This window comes from Porphyromonas sp. HMSC077F02 (genome assembly GCF_001815465.1).
Taxonomy (GTDB): domain Bacteria; phylum Bacteroidota; class Bacteroidia; order Bacteroidales; family Porphyromonadaceae; genus Porphyromonas_A; species Porphyromonas_A somerae.
Genome location: NZ_KV820664.1, coordinates 1 through 280 on the forward strand (window position 1 = coordinate 1; position 280 = coordinate 280).

Annotated in this window: 1 protein-coding gene; it reads right to left on the minus strand. The window is 52.9% G+C overall.

The genetic code is table 11. The annotated features are described in order from the left end of the window. Positions 1 to 44: 44 nt before the first annotated feature. On the minus strand, positions 45 to 280 hold a 236-nt coding region (locus HMPREF3027_RS09680; protein WP_210400677.1), incomplete at its 5' end, for a hypothetical protein.

The following is a 280-nucleotide window of genomic DNA, read 5'->3' on the forward strand; positions in this document are numbered from 1 at the left end:
TATCTATGAGTCAACTTTTTCTAGGACAAGACACATTACCCAGTCTAGGGGAACGGGTAGCAGAAGCCCGAAGGGCTTCCATGGACTAATAACCCAGCCTTCCCCCTCGCTGGTATGCGAAGCGTACCTGCGAGGAGAAGGTTGGGCAGAAGGACAGCGTCTAGCATGCTACCCCGAAGGGGTTGCACTTTGATATGCACACGCACTTGTGTATATGCAACCCCTTCGGGGTAGATTAGTTGTGTCGACCTTGCTACCCAAGCTTCACCTTCAGGCTCGC